Below are 15,100 nucleotides of genomic sequence, written 5' to 3'. Positions count from 1 at the left end.
AAGTTGGAGGTTACCTCCACCAGAGTAGAGAACAAGGAGGGTGAAAAAATGCTGCTGACCTCGATCGATCCCTTCTTCCAGGAGTTCGAGCGGCAGTTCGACCGGCTGATCCGTCCGACGTTCGGCAACGGGTCCGCCCTGATGCCGATGGACGCGCTCCGGCGCGACGACGACGTGCTGCTGCGCTTCGACCTCCCCGGCATCGACCCCGACTCCATCGAGGTCACCATCGACCGCGGCGTCCTCACCGTCAGCGCCCGGCGCGAGGAGGAGATCACCGACGAGGAGCGGCCGTTCGTCCGCGAGCGCACGATGGGCTCCTTCACCCGTCGCGTCTACCTGTCCGAGCACCTCGACAGCGACAACGTCGACGCGGGTTACGCCAACGGCGTGCTCACCGTCCGCATCCCCGTCCTTGAGCGGGCCAAGCCGCGCAAGGTCGAGATCCAGCGCGGGGAGACCAAGGCCATCAAGGCCTGAGATACGGCCACGGGGGCGGGCGACGGCCCGCCCCCTCGCCATGAGGAGAGCACGACATGCCCGACCTGCCCATCGACAACGAGCACGCCCCCCTCTACTCCCTCGGGCAGGTGGCGGAGATGCTGCAGGTCCAGCACGCCTTCCTGCGACGGCTCGACCAGCACGACGTCATCAGGCCGAGCCGGTCGAGCGGCGGGCAGCGGCGTTACTCGCGCCGCGACATCGTCATCGTGCAGCACGTCTCCCGGATGGCCGAGGAGGGGATGACGCTCATCGCCATCCGCCGCATCCTGGAGCTGGAGCGGGAGGTGGCCTCGCTGCGCCGCCGGCTCGACGAGGCCCTCGCCAGGCTGGGCGAGCAGGAGTGACCCTGAGCCCGCGCCGATGCGCGGGCTCAGGCGCGTTCGCGGACCGATTCGGGCCGTACTCCCTCATAGAGGTGCGGGCGGCAGACGCGGGCGTCCGGGGACGGGCGTTCAGGCGCGTACGCTTCTGAGCGTGCACAACACCAGATACGCGCCCTCCGGCATGGTGTGCAGCGTCGACCACCTGGCCTCGGCGGCCGGGCTGTCGATGCTGGAGCGCGGAGGGTCGGCCGCGGACGCGGCCATCGCGGCGAACGCCGTCCTCACCGTCGTCGCCCCCCACATGTGCGGCCTGGGCGGCGACCTGTTCGCCCTCGTCCACGACGGCGGGGTGAGCGCGCTCAACGCCTCGGGCCGTGCGGGGTCGGGCGCCGATCCCGTCCGCCTGCGCGCCGAGGGCCACCGGCGCATGCCTCATCTGCACGACGTCAGATCGGTCCCGGTGCCCGGCTGCGTGGACGGCTGGGCCGCGCTGCACCAGCGGCACGCCCGCCTGCCCATGGCCGACCTGCTCGCCCCGGCGATCCGGCTGGCGGAGAGCGGCTTCCCCGCCTCGCCGCTGATGGTGGCGGGCGCGCTCAACGCGGCCAGGCGGCCGGGCGGCTCCGACTTCGCCGCTGTACGCGCCGCGGGCGACCGCCTGACCAGGCCCGGTGTGGCCCGCGCGCTGCGGGCGGTGGCCGAGCGCGGCCGTGACGGCTTCTACCTGGGCGAGTTCGGGCAGGGCCTGATCGACCTGGGCGCGGGCGAATACTCCGAGGCCGACCTGGCCGCGCCGGGCGCCGACTGGGTCGAGCCGCTGAAGACGCGCGCGTACGGTCACGACGTCTGGTCGATGCCGCCCAACTCCCAGGGCTACCTGCTGCTGATGTCGCTGGCCATCGCCGACGGCCTCGACCTGCCCGATTTCCCGCACCATCCCGCCTGGGCCCATCTGCTGGCCGAGGCCGCGAGGGTGGCCGGCCACGACCGGCTCGACCTGCTGCACGAGGGCGCCAAGGACCTGCTCGACCGCGACGAGATCGCGCGGCGGCGGGCGCTCATCGACCCCCGTTCCCGGCTGCGGCTGCGCGCTCCCGCCGAGCAGGGCGACACGACCTACCTGTGCGCGGTCGACGGTGACGGCATGGGCGTGTCCCTGATCCAGTCGAACGCGTCCGGGTTCGGCAGCATGGTGTTCGAGCCCCGTACCGGGATCAATCTCCACAACCGCGGCATCGGTTTCTCCCTCAAGCCCGGCCATCCCGCCGAGTACGGGCCGGGCCGGCGCCCGCCCCACACGCTCACCCCCGCGCTGATCACCCGCCGCGACGGCACGCTCAGGGCGGTCGCCGGCACGATGGGCGGCGACGCCCAGCCGCAGATCCTGCTGCAGGTCATCACCCGCCTGCTGCGGCACGGCGAGCAGCCTGGCCCGGCCCTGGCCGCCCCGCGCTGGCGGCTCGGCACCGGCGGCACCGGGTTCGACACCTGGGAGGCGCCCGACGACGCCGTGCTCGACCTGGAGGAGGGCGGGAGCTGGGCCGACGGCCTCGGGGCGCTCGGGCACCGGGTGGCGGCGCTGCCGTACGGGAGCTCGTTCGGCCACGCCCACGTGATCGACGTGCGCCCGGACGGCATGCTGGCCGGGGCCGCCGATCCCCGTTCGCTCGTCGGTTCCGCGATTGGACGATGAACGCCGGGGTAGCGAGCGACCCCATGGCTGACGTCATCACTCTCATCACGCAGGACCACAGGGTCGTGGAAGGCCTGTTCGACCGGCTGAAGAAGAAGGAGGGCGACCGGCACGCCTTGGTCGCCGAGCTGCGCGCCCTCCTGATCGCGCACGCGCGCGCCGAGGAGGACCGGGTCTATCCGGGCATCGACGCCCATCACAGCGTCGAGGAGCACAAGGAGGCCGAGATCCTGCTCGACTCCCTGGTCCGGGCCCGGCCCGGCACCGCGGAGTTCGACCAGGCGCTCGACGACCTCGTCGAGTCGATCAACCACCACGTCGAGGAGGAGGAGACCAAGCTCCTGCCCTCGCTGAAGAAGTCGGCCGACGCGGCGGAGCTGGAGCGGCTGGGCACCGCGTTCGAGCAGCGCAGGGCCGAGGAACTGGCCGCGCTCGGCTCCCCCGCCGAGCCCTCCAAGGCCGAGCTGTACGAGCAGGCGCGGCGGGCCGACATCCCCGGCCGGTCGCGGATGGACAAGGAAGAGCTGTCCGAGGCGCTGGGAGAGAACAAGTTCTAGGATTCCGGCCCGTACCCAGGGTAGGGGTCGCATATGACCGAACATCCTCCGGACCGGTACGGATTGAGCGACGAGCAGGAGATCGAGGTCGCGGAATGGACCGACGATCTCGGCCGACGCCACGAGATCGTCGAGGACGACCCCCAGCACCGGGACACCCTCGACGAACGACTGCGGCGTGAGGCCCCGGAAAGGCTGCGCGCGCCTCGCCCCAAGTACCGGCTGACCCAGCCGGACGAGGGGCTCGAACCGGACACGGAAGACGAGGAGATCGGGGAGGACGTGAACGGCGACGCCGACGACCTGTCGGCGGAGGAGCGCGCGATTCGCATCGACCCCGACGAAACCCTCACATGAGCCGCAAGGCGGGCAGGATCGCGTGCAGGTCATCGGCGATCACGTCGGCGGCCTGCGCCTGCGGGCGCTCGGCGTGCAGGAATCCCCAGGGGCCGCGGCGCAGCAGCGCGGTCCGCATGCCCGCCGCGGCGGCCGGGAGCACGTCGTTGTCGAGCCGGTCGCCCACGTAGAGGATCTCGGCCGGCTCGCGCCCCGCCACCGCCGCCACCTTGGCGAAGAAGCCGGGCTCTGGCTTGGCCACGCCCCATCCGTCGGAGGTGTGCACGGAGTCGACGGGCAGGTCCATGGCCACCAGCGCGTCGAAGGCCCGGCGCGGCTGGTTGCCGGCGATGATCACCTGGTATCCGGCCGCACGGATGGCGGCCAGCGCCTCGCGCACGTCGGGATAGAGGTCGTCGGCGTCGAAGTGGTTACGCAGCCCGTCGGGGTCGTCGCGCTCCCAGGCGGCCTCCTCGGCGACGAGGTCCACGCCGGGGCGGACGAGGTGGAAGGCGTCGCTGTGCGGGCGGTCGAGGGCGGCCATGCCGCCGAGCGCGCCCATCAGCAGGAAGTGGCTGACGCCGAGCCGCTCGGCCCAGCGTGACCAGATGCGTCCCTCGCTGATCAACGTCTCGCCGACGTCGAACACCACTGCCTTGACCATCGCTCCCCCTGATTCCTTCACCGGACAAGTCCGGCATTACCTCCAAGCAGGATCATTTCACGTGGTCGGAGCGCGATGCGAAGGCCGGTTCGAGTCGCACGATCCGGCTCTTGATGAAATACTTAGCGTGCCCGTTCGAACACGAAGGGATAGTTCGATGGTAGCCATGATGATCGAATCTCCGGCAATCCAGCCCGAGGAGAGCAGCGAGCACATGCCACAGACCGGAAGAGATTTGTTCGATGTCCTACCCCCCCTCCCCGGCTTCCGGGCCGAGGTCATCGAAGGGAACCTGCTAGTGAGCCCGGCCGGCAGCCCAGAGCACACCTTTGCCGCAGTGCACCTGTACAACGCCTTGTCGCCACTGTGTCGCGAGCGAGGCTGGCTCAGCGCGCCCGGTGGCCTCACCACATGTGTCGAAGGCACCCGAGACGCTTATGTGCCCGACTATCTGGTGGTGCCTGCCGACTGTCCGCGATGGGGGAATGAATACCTGTCATCCAAGGTGATCATGGCAGCCGAGATCGTCTCCCCCGGCAGCGTTTGTATCGACCGCCAGGAAAAGCCACGTCTCTACGCGTTCGGCGGAGTGCCGATCTATCTCCTGATCGATCCCATCGCGAAGACGCCGACGGCCACCGTCTACAGCAATATCACTGACGGCGTCTATCTCAGGATGGCCCCGGTGTCCTTGGGGAAGCCGCTCAAGCTGCCCTCCCCCATCGACTACGAGCTCGACACCTCGCTGTTCATGGGGTGAGCTTCTCCATCGCCTTCGCGATCCGCTTCTCCGACACGGGGGTCGGGGTGCCGAGCGTCTGGGCGAAGAAGCTCACCCGCAACTCCTCGATCATCCACCGGATCTCCACCACGTCCGGATCCGTACGCCGCGCCGGATGCAGTTTGCCCAGCACATCCTGATAGTCGTCCTCGACCTTGTGCACGCGGTCCATCCACTCCTGGTCCCGCCACGGCTCCTCGGGGAGCTTCGACAGGCGGCGGTCGATGGCCCGCAGATAGCGCAGGATGTCCGGCAGCCGGCGGCTGCCCGTGGCGGTGACGAAGCCCGCGAACACGAGCCTGCCGAGCTGGCCGCGTACGTCGTCGGTGGCCGCGCTCGGCCGCAGCGCGTCGAGGCGGGCGCCCGCCTCGTGCCAGACGCTGAGAATCTGCTCCACCCTGGCCAGCACGTCGCGTGCCGTGTCGTAGAGGTGGGCGCGCACGTGCTGGTAGAGGCGGTCGAAGCCGACCGGGTCCCAGGCGGGGCCGCCCACGTCGAGCATCAGCTTGTCGACCGCCGCGTTGACCACGTCGTCGAACAGCGCCACCGCGCCGCCGTGCGGGCTGCGTGACAGCGCCAGCTTGGCCTGGTTGGACAGCCCGCCGAGCAGGGACTTGGCGGGGTTGGTGACGTTGAGCATGAGCAGGCGGCGCACGCCGGGCCAGTGGGAGCGGCGCTGCTCGGCCTGGGTCTCGAAGATCTTGATGGAGACCGAGTCGCCCGCGTCCACCAGCGCCGGATAGCCCTTCATCCGGCCCTGTTCGAACACCTTGGGCAGGGTGCCGAAGCTCCACGTGTGCAGGCCGGTCTGCTCCAGGTCGTCGCCGGCCTGGGAGAGCGTCTGGCGCAGGCGCGGCGCGAGGCGGCGCTTGAGCGCGTCGAGGTCTTTGTCCTCGGCCACCGTGCGCTTGCGCTCGTCGATCACCCGGTAGGTGATCCGCAGGTGGTCGGGCACCTGGTCGAGCTGCCACGCCTCGCGCGGCACGCGGACGCCGGTGAGGCGCAGCAGCTCGCGCTCCACGGCCGCCAGCAGTGGCTCCCCGCCCTGCGCGACCCCCGCGAGCACCTGCTTGGCGTAGTTGGGGGCGGGGACGAAGTTGCGGCGCAGGTGTTTGGGCAGCGACCGGATGAGCGCGGTGATGAGCTCTTCGCGCAGCCCGGGGATCTGCCAGTCGAAGCCGTCGGAGTTGACCTGGTTGAGCACCTGGAGCGGCACGTGGACGGTGACGCCGTCGGCGTCGGCCCCGGGCTCGAACTGGTAGGTCAGCTTCATCCGCTGGCCGAGCTGTTTCCAGGTGTCGGGGTAGTCGCGGGCGCTGACGTCGGCGCCCTCGTTGACCAGCATCTCGGGCGAGAACGCGAGCAGGTCGGGCTGCTCCTTGCCGGCCTTCTTCCACCAGGAGTCGAAGTGGCGGGCGGAGACCACGTCGGCCGGCACCCGCTGGTCGTAGAAGTCGTAGAGCGCCTCGTCGTCGACCATGATGTCGCGGCGGCGGGCCCGGTTTTCCAGCTCCTCGACCTCGCCGAGCAGCCGGCGGTTGTCCTTGAGGAACTTGTGGTGGGTGTCCCAGTCGCCTTCGACCAGCGCGTGCCTGATGAACAGCTCACGCGACAGGTCGGGGTCGATGCGGCCGTAGTTGACCTTGCGCCCGACCACGAGCGGCACGCCGTAGAGGGTGACCTTCTCCAGGGCGATCACGGCGCCCTGGTTCTTCTCCCAGTGGGGCTCGGAGTAGCTGCGTTTGACCAGGTGTTGCGCCAGCGGCTCGACCCAGTCTGGCTCGATCTTGGCGTTGACCCTGGCCCAGAGGCGCGAGGTCTCGACCAGCTCGGCCGACATGAGCCACTGCGGCTGTTTCTTGGCCAGCGTGGAGCCGGGGAAGACGGCGAAGCGGGCGTTGCGGGCGCCGAGATACTCCTGGATCGGCCTGCGGCCGTCCTGGCCGCGCTGCTTGTCGATGACGTCCTTGACGCCGATGTGCGACAGCAGCCCGACGAGCAGGGACACGTGCACCTGGTACGGCGGCGCCGGCTGGCTGTTGGGCTGGGCCCCGAGCGACTGGCGTACCTGGCTGTAGATGTCCTGCCACTCGCGTACACGCAGGTAGTTGAGGAACTCGGACTTGCACAGCCGCCGGAACGCGCTGGACGACAGCTCCTTCTGCTTGTCGCGCAGGTAGTTCCACAGGTTGAGGTAGGCCATGAAGTCGGACTCGGGGTCGGCGAAGCGGCGGTGCTTCTCGTCGGCCTGCTGCTGCTTGTCGGCGGGCCGCTCGCGTGGGTCCTGGATGGACAGCGCGGCGGCGATCACCATGACCTCGCGCAGGCAGCCGTTCTTCTCGGCTTCGAGCACCATGCGGCCCAGGCGCGGGTCGACCGGCAGCTGGGCCAGCTTGCGGCCGACGCCGGTGAGGTTGCCGTGGGCGTCGAACGCGCCCAGCTCGTGCAGCAGGTTGACGCCGTCCTTCACCTGGCGGCGGTCCGGCGGCTCGACGAACGGGAACGCCTCGATGTCGCCGAGCCCGATCGAGGTCATCTGGAGGATGACGGAGGCCAGGTTGGTGCGCAGGATCTCGGGGTCGGTGAACTCCGGCCGGGTGAGGAAGTCCTCCTCCTCGTAAAGCCGGATGCAGATGCCGTCGGAGGTGCGCCCCGAGCGGCCCTTGCGCTGGTTGGCGCTGGCCTGCGAGATCGGCTCGATGGGCAGGCGCTGGACCTTGGTGCGGTGGCTGTAGCGGGAGATGCGCGCGAAACCGGGATCGACCACGTATTTGATGCCGGGGACGGTGAGCGAGGTCTCGGCCACGTTGGTGGCCAGCACGACGCGGCGGCCGGTGTGACGCTGGAAGACGCGGTGCTGCTCGGCGGCGCTGAGCCGGGCGTAGAGCGGCAGCACCTCGGTGTTGCGCAGCTGGGCCTTGCCCAGCGCGTCGGCGGCGTCGCGGATCTCCCGCTCGCCCGACAGGAACACCAGGATGTCGCCTGGACCCTCACTGATCAGCTCGCGGCAGGCGTCGACGATGCCCTGCGTCTGGTCGTCGTCGTCGGCCAGCGGCCGGTAACGCACCTCGACCGGGTAGGTGCGGCCGGACACCTCGATGATCGGCGCGTCGTCGAAGTGGCGGGAGAACCGCTCGGGGTCGATGGTCGCGCTGGTGATGATGACCTTGAGGTCGGGGCGCTTGGGCAGCAGCTGCTTGACGTAGCCGAGGATGAAGTCGATGTTGAGGCTGCGCTCGTGGGCCTCGTCGATGATCAGCGTGTCGTACTGGTCGAGCATGCGGTCGTTCTGCAGCTCGGCCAGCAGGATGCCGTCGGTCATGAGCTTGACCAGGGTGCGCTCGCTCGCCTGGTCGGTGAAGCGCACCTTGTAGCCGACCACCTCGCCGAGGCCGGTGCCGAGCTCTTCCGCGATGCGCTCGGCGACCGTGCGGGCGGCGATGCGGCGGGGCTGGGTGTGGCCGATCAGCCCGCGCACGCCCCGGCCCAGCTCCAGGCAGATCTTGGGGATCTGGGTGGTCTTGCCGGAGCCCGTCTCGCCGGCGATGATCACGACCTGGTGGTCGCGGATGGCCGCGAGGATGTCGTCCTTGCGCTGCGAAACGGGCAGGTTTTCTGGATAGGTCACGGTCGGCACGGCCGCGCGTCGCCGTGCCAGCCGTTGTTCGGCCCGCTCCACGTCGGCGAGGATCTCCGCGACGATCTTGTCCCGGGTGTCCCGGGAGCGGACCCGGCGCATGCCGTCGAGCCTGCGCCGCAGGCGCCGCTGGTCGCGGGGCATGAGGTCGGGCAGGCGGGATTGGAGCTCGGCTATCGGAGAGGACAACGAAGGTGTTCCCATACTGCTTTCAGGATATTTGAGCTCCGCATCCTCGGAGCCAACCGCCCATGGTGCCCGACGGGAGCGGCCGCTCGCATCTCAATATCGCCGAGTCTAGCGATCGTGAATGGTGATCACGTAGCCGTCGGGGTCGGCGAAGCTGAACGTACGCCCGAAGGGGCTGTCGGCGGGCGGCGCCACGATCGGCACGCCGGCCGCCTGGAGGTCGTCGTGCAGGCGCTGCGCGTCCCCGGCCGCGGCCGTCCCGAGCCAGAGCACCACGCCCGTGCCGGGGCGCTCGGGCAGCTCCACGCCCGGGAGCGGTTCGCGGACGGCGAAGGGGATGGGCTCGGCGGCGAAGACGACGGCGTTCGGCGGGCCGCCAGGGGCCCGCTTCAGGCTCAGGCGCTTCTCGTAGAACTCGGCGGATTGGGCGAGGTCGCGGACTTGCAGGGCGACGAAGTCGATTCCGGCGACGGACATGGCGCTCCCTTTTCGATGTCAGGACTTTGACATGCAGGAGCATATGTCAGAATGTTGACATGACGCAAGAAGACCTGGGCCGCAGCATCGGCTACCAGCTCAAGCGGGCGCAGGCGGCCCTGCGGGCGGCCATGGACGGCGCGCTGCGCCCGCACGGGCTCACCACGCCGCAGTACTCGTGCCTGGAGCAGCTCAGGCTGTGGCCGGGGCTGTCGAACGCGGAGCTGGCGCGCGGGACGTTCGTGACCCGGCAGTCCATGAACGTGCTGCTGCGGAGCCTGGAGGAGGCGGGGCTGGTGGAGCGGCCCGCGACGGCTCCTTCCGGACGCGCGCTGCCCACGCGCCTGACGGAGGCGGGAGCGCGGGCCCTGGAGGCGGCCAAGGCCGACGTGTCGGCGATCGAACGCCGCATGACGGCGGCCATGGACCCGGCCCAGGCCCAGAGCTTCGTGACCCAGCTCGCCGCGATGGCCGACACCCTGTCGACACCCCCTTGAGCCCGGTCGCTCAGGCGCGGCTGACCGTTTTCTGGCGGGTGGGCGTCTTGGCGGCCGCGGCGTGGGCGGCGCCGATGATGCCGGCCTCGTTCTGCAGGCCCGCGGGCACCACCGGCGTGTCGAGGTGCACGAGCGGCAGGAACTTGTCGGCCTTCTTGCTGACCCCGCCCCCGATCACGATCAGCGAGGGCGAGAAGAGCATCTCGACGTGCCGCAGGTATTCCTGCACCCGCCCGGCCCACTTCTCCCAGCTCAGCTCGTGCTCCTCACGCGCCCGCGCGGAGGCCCGGTGCTCGGCGTCCTTGCCGTGCACCTCAAGGTGCCCCAGCTCGGTGTTGGGCACCAGCACGCCGTCCACGAACAGCGCGCTGCCGATGCCCGTGCCGAACGTCAGCACCAGGACGACCCCGCGCCGGTCGCGCCCCTCCCCGAACCGCATTTCGGCCAGGCCCGCGGCGTCGGCGTCGTTGAGCACCGTGGCCCCGCCGAACAGCCGGGCGGCGTCCACGCCGATCCACGAGCGGTCCACGTTCGCCGCGGACTTGATCACGCCGTCCGCCACGACTCCGGGGAAGGTCACCCCAACGCGCCCCTTCCAGCCGAAATGCTCGACGATCGAGGCCACGACATGGGCCACGGCGTCGGGTGACGACGGCTCGGGGGTCGGGATGCGCAGCCGGTCTTCCAGCAGCTCACCGGCTTTCGTGTCGACCGGGGCCCCCTTGATGCCGGAGCCGCCGATGTCGATGCCCAGGACGTTCATGGTTGTGCATCTCCCCCGCCTGGCGCGGAACACTCCCGTCCGGCCAATTCCGGCCCCGGCTGAACCCGCCTCCCGCCCGCCGCGTATCCCCCGTCACAAGCGCTAACTAGGAGGCTCGGATGCGGCCACGCATCATCACACTCTGCGCTGTTGCGGTCGTCTTGGGAGCGACTCTCACCACTCCCGCACACGCCACCACCAGGACGCGATTCGACGTCATCAACCTTGTGTCGGACGTCAAGGGCAAAGCCCCTGTCACCGACCCCAAGGTCGTCAACCCTTGGGGCCTGGCCATGGGCAAGACACTCTGGGTGTCGAACACCGGCACCGGAAGCGCCACCGTCTACTCCGGCACGGGCCGGAAGGAGAAGACGGAGGTGGCCATTCCGGGCGGAGCCCCGACGGGCCAGGTGTTCAACCCGGGCGAAGGCTTCACCGTCAAGGGCAAGCCCGCCTCGTTCATCTTCTCCAGCCCGAGCGGCGCCATCTCCGGATGGAACGCGGAGGTCGACCCGGCCAACGCGATCATCGCGGCCTTCACCCGGGGCGCCGACTACAAGGGGCTGGAGCTCGTCCAGACTGAGGACGACGAGGCGTTCCTGCTGGCGGCGGACTTCGCCAGCGGACGCATCCACGCCTTCGACGAGGACTTCAGGCGCATCCGCCTGGCCAGCTGGCAGTTCAGGGACCGGGAACTGCCCGAGGGCTACAACGCGTACAACGTCGCGGTGGCCAACGGCAGCGTCTGGGTGTCCTACGCCCTGCGTGACCCGGCCACCGGCAAGCCGGCCTTCGGCAAGGGCAAGGGCTTCGTCAGCCGCTTCAACGCCACCGGCCGCCTGACCGGGCGCATCTCCAGGGTCGGGCTGAACGCCCCCTGGGGCATCACCGCCGCGCCCAAGGGCTGGCGTCAGTACGCCGGCGCGCTGCTCGTCGGCAACTTCGGCGACGGGACCGTGCACGCGTACAAGCGCAACCAGCACCTCGGCGCGCTCACGAACTCCGACGGCAGGCCGATCGTGCTGCCCGGCCTGTGGGACCTCGAACCCGGCACCGCGGCCACCGGCGGCGAGAGCTCGCTGTGGTTCTCCGCCGGCATCGACGGCACCAAGCACGGCCTGATCGGCGTGATCGCGCCGCAGGGCACGAAGGTCAGTTCCAACGGGGCGGCGGGCACGCCGTCGAGCCGCCCGTCGAGCCGCCCGACGCACCCGTCGGGGCACCGGACGAGCGCTCCCGACACCCCGTCGTCCTCCCAGAATCCGTACGGCGGGTACTGACAGGGCGCTCGGACGCCGCCGCCCTCGGCCAGGCGGGAAGCGCAGCTCGCCGGAACACGGCGGGGGGCGGCGGTCACTCGGGGTTTCCGGCGCGGTCGGCGCGAGCCGCGCCGGAAACGACCCCGGCCAAGGCCCGTTACAGTCGGGGCCGTGAGTGAGCGAATCTTCAGCGAGTGGCTCAGGCGGCAGTGCGAGGCCGAGTGGACGGCGGTGGTGACCCACCCGTTCGCGATGGCGATCAACGAGGGAACGGTGCCCGACGAGGCGCTGCGGCGCTATCTGGAGCAGGACTTCCAGTTCGTCGACTCCTTCACGGCACTGCTCGGGGCAGCGGTGGCCGCCGCCGACACGTTCGAGGCCCGGGTGCCGTACGGGAAGTTCCTCGGGCAGGTGGCGACCACCGAGGAGAAGACCTATTTCCACCGGGCGCTGGCCGAGCTGGGCGGGAGCACCGACGCTCCGGCGGAACCGGTGACGGCGGCGTTCGGACAGTTGATGGACGAGGTGCGCGCCTCCCAGGACTACCTGCTCATCGTCACGGTGTTGTGCGTGGCCGAGTGGTGTTACCTGGGCTGGGCCTCGCGGGCCCGTGAGCCGCTGCCCGAGCGTTTCGTGCACCGGGAGTGGATCGAGCTGCACGAGGGCGCGGAGTTCCGCGCCTGGGTGGCCTTCCTGCGCGGCGAGCTCGACCGTCTGGGCGCCGACCTCGCGGAGGAACGGCGCCAGGAGGTGCTCGGCGTGTTCCGCCGGGCCGTGGAGCTGGAGCGCGCCTTCTTCGACATGGCCGCCGACCAGACAGGCTGACCGGCCGGAACGTGACCGCTGCCGGGCCCGTGAGGGCCGCAGGGGCGGGCCGGGGCGGTCAGCCGAGGACCGCCGCCAGGTCGTGGAATGACCGATAGTGGACGCCGGTCATTCCGAGCGCCCTGGCGGCTTCCACGTTCGGCAGCCGGTCGTCGACGAACAGGCAGCGTTCGGGCGCGACCCCCGCCCGCTCGGCGGCGATCTCGTAGATGCGCGGGTCGGGCTTGGCCATGCCGACCCTGGCGCTGCTGACCACGTCGTCGGCGAAGTACGTCAGCCCCAGCCGGTCGAGGTGCTCCTCCAGGGTGTCCATGGCGTTGGTCACGATGATCACCGGCACGTGCTGCTGCGCCCTGGCCAGCAGCTCCCTGACCTGCTCGTCCACCCAGAACTCGACCTGGATGAACTCCGCCACCGCCGCGCGGGCCCGCTCGTCCCCGCCGAGCGCCACGGCGATCGACTCGGCCCACTGCTCCTCGGTGGCCTGGCCGAGCGTGGGCGGCATGATCAGCTCGGGGTCGAAGGCCGTCTTCATCAGCGGCAGGCCGTAACGGGCCTCGATGTCGGCCTGGGCCGCGTGGTCGAAGTGGCGGAGCACACCGTCGAGGTCCGAGAGGACCGCGTCAAAGGGGAACACAGCTCACCATTCTGCCCCGTAAGGGGAGTGATAGGACCTGTCACAGGTGCTGAAGGGACCGTCGGCACTACCATCTCCGAGACAGGGTTCGGTATCGGAACGGTAGGGCATGAGCGATCTCCGGCTGCCACGCGAGCTGTGCCAGCTGTTCGCCGACGGAGGCAAGGGGCGGCGGCTGCCCGTGGAGCTGCCTCCCGGTGACGTCGTCTGGCCTGACCCCGGCTACACCGGGCACGGGGAGGCGTCGCGGCCGGCGTTCTGGATGAGCGACGAGCCGGTCAGCGGCGCCGCGTGGACGCTGATGCGTGAGTGGCATCCGCACAGCGGCCTGTGGCCGCTGCTGCTGGACGAGTCGACGCAACCGTGGGGGATCGGGCAGATCATCCCGGACGATCCCCGTCAGATCGAGCACTTCACCGCCGAGGGGTTCATGACCGAGGTGTGGCAGGAGTGGGTGGCCCGGATGCCGCAGGACGCGCTGGAGGAGCTGGAGCCGTACGGCGCGATCTGCCCGGGACCGGCGGCCCCCGGTGTGCTGAAGGCGGACCCCGAGGCGGTCGCGGACTGGCTGGCGGGCGAGCTGGCGGTCAAGGGGATGCCGCTCGGCCTGGTCGCCGCGGACAGGAGCGCGGACGCGCTGACGATCATGGGCTGGCAGGGGGCGCTGCACCACAACGAGTGGATGGTGCCGATGGCGGCCGTGGTGCGCAGCTGGGAGGACAGGTTCGGGGCGCGGGTGGTGAGCGTCGGCTTCAACACGCTCGACCTGAGCGTGGCGGCGCCACCGGTCGATGCCGAGCACGCGTTACAGGTGGCGGCCGAGCACTGGGCGTTCTGCCCGGACAACGTCGTGCAGGGGCCCGGCGACCTGCAAGGCTATGCCGAGCAGATCATCGGCGCGCACGCCTGGTCCTTCTGGTGGGACTGACCCTCCAACGACTGGCCCTCCGACGACTGGGCTTCCGACGACTGGGCTTCCCACCGGCTGGGCTCAGGGGATCCGCGCCACGGCGCCGTAGCCGCCGGACGCGCCCGGTTGTTCCGCACCCTCGACGTCCTGGCCGTCGGGCCGCCAATCCGGAATCCACACCAACCCCGGATCGACCAGCACGAGACCTCGAAGCAACGCCTCCACCTCCTCCCTGGTACGAATCGCGTGACCGGGAAGCGTCATCGCCAGCAGGTCGTGCACGGCGGGCAGCAGTTCCGGCGGAATGGCGTCGAACGTGGTCTGCAGCAATGACAGGAAGCTGCCTTCCTGAACCGCCTGTCTTATCCGCTTGATCACGTAATGGAAATACTCGTCGTCGTTCAGGCTGTGGGTCGACAGCAGCAGCACGGCCACGGGCCGGTCCCAGTCGAGGAACGTCTGCAGGACCCGGTCGTCGAGCAGTTCGTCGATCTCGCGGATGTCGCCTTCGACGACGCGTACGAGATCGGTGACGGGCTCGATCGTCGCCCGGGCGCCGGCCAGCACCATGGGGTCGTTCTCCACATAGACCACGCGGGGCGCCGAGACGCGCGCGGCGTCACGGGCCACGTCGTGCAACTGCCCGCCCGGCGGCAGGCCGCTCGGGACGCCACTCCCGACGATGACGAACTGGTCCACGCCTGCGCCCGCCAGATGGCGGACCACACGACGCAGATAGCCGAGCACGGCACGCGCGGCCGTCGTCGTGACGGGTGCGGCCAGGTCGTAGCGGCGCACGGCGTCTCGATCCGCCTCGAAGTGGTTCTTCCCACCTGCGGCGGCGTCGAGAATCCGGGTGATCCTCGCTTGGGTCATGTCCAGCTTCGCCAAGTTTCGGATGGCACGCTGACGCATTGAGTGTTGCCCCTTTCCCCTCGCCCACTATCTCGGGAAAAGTTGTCCTTTCGGACCCCACTCGATGACCCAGACCATATGATCCTCGCTACACCGGGAAAGACAACCGGAAAAGCCATTGGTTTTGGGTATA

The 15,100-nt window shown here is 70.0% G+C and carries 16 protein-coding genes; 10 read left to right on the top strand and 6 right to left on the bottom strand.

Annotation, left to right across the window (positions count from 1 at the left end; all coding sequences use genetic code 11):
- Window positions 1-48 precede the first annotated feature (48 nt).
- The 5 genes from AB0C27_RS15905 (at window position 49) to AB0C27_RS15885 (ending at window position 3,434) form a co-directional block, all read left to right on the top strand.
- Window positions 49-480 (top strand): Hsp20/alpha crystallin family protein, encoded by a 432-nt coding sequence (locus AB0C27_RS15905; RefSeq protein WP_357843847.1) that lies wholly within the window; start codon window positions 49-51, stop codon window positions 478-480.
- Window positions 481-536: 56 nt separating this feature from the next.
- The gene (locus AB0C27_RS15900; protein ID WP_357843844.1) at window positions 537-848 is read left to right on the top strand and encodes a MerR family transcriptional regulator; all 312 of its coding nucleotides are present in this window, start codon (window positions 537-539) and stop codon (window positions 846-848) included.
- Window positions 849-978: 130 nt separating this feature from the next.
- A complete protein-coding gene (locus AB0C27_RS15895; RefSeq protein ID WP_357843841.1) occupies window positions 979-2,520 on the top strand; it encodes a gamma-glutamyltransferase in 1,542 nt (513 codons plus the stop codon).
- A gap of 23 nt (window positions 2,521-2,543) precedes the next feature.
- Window positions 2,544-3,077, top strand: coding sequence for a hemerythrin domain-containing protein (locus AB0C27_RS15890; RefSeq protein ID WP_357843838.1), 534 nt, complete (start codon window positions 2,544-2,546; stop codon window positions 3,075-3,077).
- A 33-nt stretch (window positions 3,078-3,110) separates the two neighbouring features.
- Window positions 3,111-3,434, top strand: coding sequence for a DUF5709 domain-containing protein (locus tag AB0C27_RS15885; RefSeq protein ID WP_357843835.1), 324 nt, complete (start codon window positions 3,111-3,113; stop codon window positions 3,432-3,434).
- Here AB0C27_RS15885 and AB0C27_RS15880 read toward each other — a convergent pair.
- The gene (locus AB0C27_RS15880) at window positions 3,427-4,077 is read right to left on the bottom strand and encodes an HAD family hydrolase (protein ID WP_357843832.1); all 651 of its coding nucleotides are present in this window, start codon (window positions 4,075-4,077) and stop codon (window positions 3,427-3,429) included. The genes AB0C27_RS15885 and AB0C27_RS15880 overlap by 8 nt on opposite strands.
- A gap of 166 nt (window positions 4,078-4,243) precedes the next feature.
- Here AB0C27_RS15880 and AB0C27_RS15875 point away from each other — a divergent pair, with 166 nt between their 5' ends.
- The gene (locus AB0C27_RS15875) at window positions 4,244-4,837 is read left to right on the top strand and encodes a Uma2 family endonuclease (protein ID WP_357843829.1); all 594 of its coding nucleotides are present in this window, start codon (window positions 4,244-4,246) and stop codon (window positions 4,835-4,837) included.
- On the opposite strand, the gene hrpA is transcribed toward AB0C27_RS15875, so the two are convergent.
- Together hrpA and AB0C27_RS15865 are read right to left on the bottom strand one after the other, a co-directional pair.
- On the bottom strand, window positions 4,827-8,699 hold the full coding sequence (gene hrpA / locus AB0C27_RS15870; RefSeq protein WP_357843826.1) for an ATP-dependent RNA helicase HrpA: 3,873 nt from the start codon (window positions 8,697-8,699) through the stop codon (window positions 4,827-4,829). The genes AB0C27_RS15875 and hrpA overlap by 11 nt on opposite strands.
- 93 nt (window positions 8,700-8,792) lie before the next feature.
- Window positions 8,793-9,161, bottom strand: a complete 369-nt coding sequence (locus tag AB0C27_RS15865) for a VOC family protein (RefSeq protein ID WP_357843824.1) — start codon at window positions 9,159-9,161, stop codon at window positions 8,793-8,795.
- A gap of 59 nt (window positions 9,162-9,220) precedes the next feature.
- Between AB0C27_RS15865 and AB0C27_RS15860 the strand changes: the two genes are divergently transcribed.
- Complete coding sequence (locus AB0C27_RS15860) at window positions 9,221-9,658, top strand: MarR family transcriptional regulator (RefSeq protein WP_357843821.1); 438 nt, start codon at window positions 9,221-9,223, stop codon at window positions 9,656-9,658.
- A 10-nt stretch (window positions 9,659-9,668) separates the two neighbouring features.
- Here AB0C27_RS15860 and ppgK read toward each other — a convergent pair whose 3' ends face one another.
- A complete protein-coding gene (ppgK, locus tag AB0C27_RS15855; RefSeq protein ID WP_357843818.1) occupies window positions 9,669-10,421 on the bottom strand; it encodes a polyphosphate--glucose phosphotransferase in 753 nt (250 codons plus the stop codon).
- Window positions 10,422-10,540: 119 nt separating this feature from the next.
- Between ppgK and AB0C27_RS15850 the strand changes: the two genes are divergently transcribed.
- Both AB0C27_RS15850 and AB0C27_RS15845 read left to right on the top strand, forming a co-directional pair.
- Window positions 10,541-11,701 (top strand): TIGR03118 family protein, encoded by a 1,161-nt coding sequence (locus AB0C27_RS15850; protein WP_357843815.1) that lies wholly within the window; start codon window positions 10,541-10,543, stop codon window positions 11,699-11,701.
- 150 nt (window positions 11,702-11,851) lie between these two features.
- Complete coding sequence (locus tag AB0C27_RS15845; RefSeq protein WP_357843812.1) at window positions 11,852-12,505, top strand: TenA family protein; 654 nt, start codon at window positions 11,852-11,854, stop codon at window positions 12,503-12,505.
- Between the two features lie 58 nt (window positions 12,506-12,563).
- Here AB0C27_RS15845 and AB0C27_RS15840 read toward each other — a convergent pair whose 3' ends face one another.
- On the bottom strand, window positions 12,564-13,142 hold the full coding sequence (locus tag AB0C27_RS15840) for an HAD-IA family hydrolase (RefSeq protein WP_357843809.1): 579 nt from the start codon (window positions 13,140-13,142) through the stop codon (window positions 12,564-12,566).
- A gap of 109 nt (window positions 13,143-13,251) precedes the next feature.
- Here AB0C27_RS15840 and AB0C27_RS15835 point away from each other — a divergent pair, with 109 nt between their 5' ends.
- Window positions 13,252-14,070: a DUF4253 domain-containing protein gene (locus AB0C27_RS15835; RefSeq protein ID WP_357843806.1), complete on the top strand. Its 819-nt coding sequence runs from the start codon at window positions 13,252-13,254 to the stop codon at window positions 14,068-14,070.
- 63 nt (window positions 14,071-14,133) lie between these two features.
- Here AB0C27_RS15835 and AB0C27_RS15830 read toward each other — a convergent pair whose 3' ends face one another.
- Window positions 14,134-14,967 (bottom strand): SAM-dependent methyltransferase, encoded by an 834-nt coding sequence (locus tag AB0C27_RS15830; protein WP_357843803.1) that lies wholly within the window; start codon window positions 14,965-14,967, stop codon window positions 14,134-14,136.
- Window positions 14,968-15,100 lie beyond the last annotated feature (133 nt).

It is taken from the genome of Nonomuraea sp. NPDC048882, assembly GCF_040649755.1.
Lineage (GTDB): Bacteria > Actinomycetota > Actinomycetes > Streptosporangiales > Streptosporangiaceae > Nonomuraea > Nonomuraea maheshkhaliensis.
This window is presented reverse-complemented; position numbering and strand designations above follow the sequence as displayed.

Excerpts from the sequence above, each read along its gene's own strand:
- AB0C27_RS15900 (WP_357843844.1), top strand. The coding sequence starts at position 537 with ATGCCCGACCTGCCCATCGACAACGAGCACGCCCCCCTCTACTCCCTC.
- hrpA (WP_357843826.1), bottom strand. The coding sequence starts at position 8,699 with ATGGGAACACCTTCGTTGTCCTCTCCGATAGCCGAGCTCCAATCCCGC.
- AB0C27_RS15885 (WP_357843835.1), top strand. The coding sequence starts at position 3,111 with ATGACCGAACATCCTCCGGACCGGTACGGATTGAGCGACGAGCAGGAG.
- AB0C27_RS15850 (WP_357843815.1), top strand. The coding sequence starts at position 10,541 with ATGCGGCCACGCATCATCACACTCTGCGCTGTTGCGGTCGTCTTGGGA.
- AB0C27_RS15875 (WP_357843829.1), top strand. The coding sequence starts at position 4,244 with ATGATGATCGAATCTCCGGCAATCCAGCCCGAGGAGAGCAGCGAGCAC.
- AB0C27_RS15865 (WP_357843824.1), bottom strand. The coding sequence starts at position 9,161 with ATGTCCGTCGCCGGAATCGACTTCGTCGCCCTGCAAGTCCGCGACCTC.
- AB0C27_RS15890 (WP_357843838.1), top strand. The coding sequence starts at position 2,544 with ATGGCTGACGTCATCACTCTCATCACGCAGGACCACAGGGTCGTGGAA.
- AB0C27_RS15860 (WP_357843821.1), top strand. The coding sequence starts at position 9,221 with ATGACGCAAGAAGACCTGGGCCGCAGCATCGGCTACCAGCTCAAGCGG.
- AB0C27_RS15830 (WP_357843803.1), bottom strand. The coding sequence starts at position 14,967 with ATGCGTCAGCGTGCCATCCGAAACTTGGCGAAGCTGGACATGACCCAA.
- AB0C27_RS15880 (WP_357843832.1), bottom strand. The coding sequence starts at position 4,077 with ATGGTCAAGGCAGTGGTGTTCGACGTCGGCGAGACGTTGATCAGCGAG.
- AB0C27_RS15835 (WP_357843806.1), top strand. The coding sequence starts at position 13,252 with ATGAGCGATCTCCGGCTGCCACGCGAGCTGTGCCAGCTGTTCGCCGAC.
- ppgK (WP_357843818.1), bottom strand. The coding sequence starts at position 10,421 with ATGAACGTCCTGGGCATCGACATCGGCGGCTCCGGCATCAAGGGGGCC.
- AB0C27_RS15905 (WP_357843847.1), top strand. The coding sequence starts at position 49 with ATGCTGCTGACCTCGATCGATCCCTTCTTCCAGGAGTTCGAGCGGCAG.